The 2,988-nt window shown below is 72.6% G+C and carries 2 protein-coding genes; both read left to right on the forward strand.

The genetic code is table 11. From position 1 onward, the window contains the following. A partial coding sequence (locus AC1DVT_RS19210; protein ID WP_477390884.1) for a methylenetetrahydrofolate reductase occupies nucleotides 1-481 on the forward strand: 481 nt, incomplete at its 5' end. After that, nucleotides 478-2,814, forward strand: coding sequence for a 5-methyltetrahydropteroyltriglutamate--homocysteine S-methyltransferase (gene metE, locus AC1DVT_RS19215; RefSeq protein WP_477390886.1), 2,337 nt, complete (start codon nucleotides 478-480; stop codon nucleotides 2,812-2,814). The genes AC1DVT_RS19210 and metE, both read left to right, overlap by 4 nt. Nucleotides 2,815-2,988: the final 174 nt, after the last annotated feature.

A 2,988-nucleotide genomic window follows, 5' to 3' on the forward strand; every position in this document is an offset into this window, starting at 1 on the left:
GATCAATGTCTCCGTGGCGGCCTTCCCCAACGGGCACCCCCGGGCGCCGCACGCCTATGCCGACATCGATGCCCTGCTCGCCAAGCAGGCCGCCGGGGCGACCCAGGCCATCACGCAGGTCTTCTTCCACTCCGACGACTACCTCAGCTTCGTCGAGCGCGCCCGCCGAGCCGGCGTGACCATCCCGATCCTGCCCGGGGTGATGCCGATCACATCGCCCGCACGCCTGCGGCGCGTCCTCGAGCTGTCCGGCGAGGCGCTGCCGTCCGAACTGGCGATCCGGCTCGAGATCGAGCCGACCGCCCAGGGCCAGCGCGACGTCGGCGTCACGTATGCCGCCGATCTCGCCCGCGAGGTCCTCGCGGGCGGGGCTCCCGGCATCCATCTGTACGCGTTCAACCATCACGACGCGGTTCTCGCGGTGCTCCGCGAGGGCGGCATCCTCACGACCCGACCCGAAGACCTGGAGGCCACCTCATGACCGAATCCCGCCCAGCCTTTCCGGCCGGCACGATCCTGGGCTATCCCCGGATCGGCCGCCGCCGCGAGCTCAAGCGCGCTGTCGAGGCGTTCTGGGCCGGCGCCATCGACGAAGCCGAGCTGGAGGCGACGGCGGCAGGACTTCGCCGCTCGACGCGCGCGCGCCTCGTCGAACTCGGTCTCGGCCGGGAGGACTCGGCTATTCCCGAGTCGTTCTCGTATTACGACCAGGTGCTCGACGCCGCGGTGACCGCGGGCATCCTGCCGGAGCGGTTCGCGCACCTGCGCGCGGCGGACGGCTCGATCGGCCTCGGCGCGCTGTTCACCGCCGCGCGCGGCGCGGGCGAAGCCGGCCCGCTCGAGATGACCAAGTGGTTCGACACGAACTACCACTACCTCGTCCCCGAGATCGGGCCCGAGACCGCGTTCGCCCTGTCGAGCGACCGCTTCGCCCGTCAGGTGGCTGAGGCGCGTGCCGACGGCTACACGACCCGTCCGGTCATCGTCGGTCCCGTCACGCTGCTCGCCTTGGCGAAGGCGACGGATGCCGCGCCCTCCGGCTTCAGCCCGCTCAGCCGCCTGGATGACCTGCTGCCCGTGTACGCCGAACTGCTCGCCGCCCTCCGTGCCGCCGGCGCGGAGTGGGTGCAGCTCGACGAGCCCGCCCTGGTGAGCGAGAGCCTGCCGATCCCGGCATCCGACCTCGCGGCCGCGGCGGAGCGCGCGTACGCCTACCTCGGCGTCGCAGCCGACCGCCCCGCGATCCTGGTCGCCGCCCCGTACGCGCAGCTCTCCGCGGAGGCCTGGACCGTGCTCGCCGCCGCCCCCGTCGAGGCGCTCGCCGTCGACCTCACCCGGGGCGCGGTTCCGGCCGCGGCCCCTCTTCTTGCCGGCAAGACCCTGGTCGGCGGTGTCATCGACGGCCGCAACATCTGGCGCGGCGATCTCTCGACGGCCGCCGCGAAGCTCGAGAACCTCCGTGCGCTCGGCACCGCCGTCGCGGCGAGCACGTCGACCTCGCTGCAGCACGTGCCGCACGACGTCGCCGACGAGACCGAGCTGGGTGCCCGGCTCGTGTCGTGGCTCGCCTTCGCCGACCAGAAGGTCGGTCAGGTCGCGATCCTCGCGCGGGGCCTGGAGGAAGGGCTCGCCGCGATCCAGCAGGACCTTGCCGCGGCATCCGTCGCCCTCGAGGATCGGCGCAACGCGCCCGGCGTCCGCGACGGCGATGTCCGCGCGCGCACGGCAGCGCTGACACCCGTGGACTTCGACCGCGGCGACTACGAGACGCGGGTGGCCGCGCAGGACGCCGCACTCGACCTCCCGATCCTCCCGACCACCACGATCGGCTCGTTCCCGCAGACCGGCGACATCCGTCGCCTCCGCGCCCGGCACGACCGCGGCGAGATCTCGACGGCGGAGTACGAGGAGCAGCTGCGCCTGGAGATCACCACGGTGATCGGCCTGCAGGAGGAGCTGGGCCTCGACGTCCTCGTGCACGGCGAGGCCGAGCGCAATGACATGGTGCAGTACTTCGCCGAGAACCTCGCGGGCTTCGCCGTGACGCGCAACGGCTGGGTGCAGTCCTACGGCTCCCGGGCGACGCGCCCATCGATCCTCTGGGGCGACGTGTCGCGCCCTGCACCCATCACAGTGCGCTGGGCGGAGTTCGCCCAGTCGCTCAGCGACCGCCCGGTGAAGGGCATGCTGACTGGCCCTGTGACGATCCTCGCCTGGTCGTTCGTGCGCGACGACCAGCCCCTGGGCGAGACCGCCGACCAGGTCGCCCTCGCCCTCCGCGACGAGATCGGCGACCTCGAGGCCGCGGGCATCGGCATCATCCAGGTCGACGAGCCCGCGCTGCGCGAGTTGCTGCCGCTCAAGCAGGGCGACCAGCAGGCGTACCTCGACTGGTCGGTCGGATCGTTCCGGCTCGCGACGGCAGGGGCCGCCGCGGCGACCCAGGTGCACACCCACCTCTGCTACTCGGAGTTCGCCGTCGTCATCGACGCGATCGCCGCCCTCGACGCCGACGTGACCTCGRTCGAGGCTGCCCGCAGCCGCGGCGAGGTCATCGACGACATCGCGGCGTCAGGGTTCTCGCACGGGGTCGGCCCGGGTGTCTACGACATCCACTCGCCGCGCGTGCCCTCCGTCGCGGAGGTGGCCGAGCTGCTGCAGCGCGCCGTCGACGAGCTGCCGCTGCGCCAGGTGTGGGTGAACCCGGACTGCGGGCTCAAGACCCGCGCCTACCCCGAGACCGTGGCCTCGCTGCGGAACATCATCGCGGCCACCCGCCTGGTGCGCGAGGGACGGCTGGTGACGGCCGACTAGGACGCAGTCCGCTTCGGACGCGGGGGCTTGGGAGGGGCGGATGCTTCGACCGGCCCCCCGTCGGAGGCCGCTGCCGGGGCATCCGACGTCGAAACCTCGACGTCGCTCTGGTCGACCTCGGCGTCGGCCTCGGTCGCAGCGTCGGTCTCGGAGGCTGTCCAGACGGCTGCCGCC

This window comes from Microbacterium sp. P2_F9, assembly GCF_056403635.1.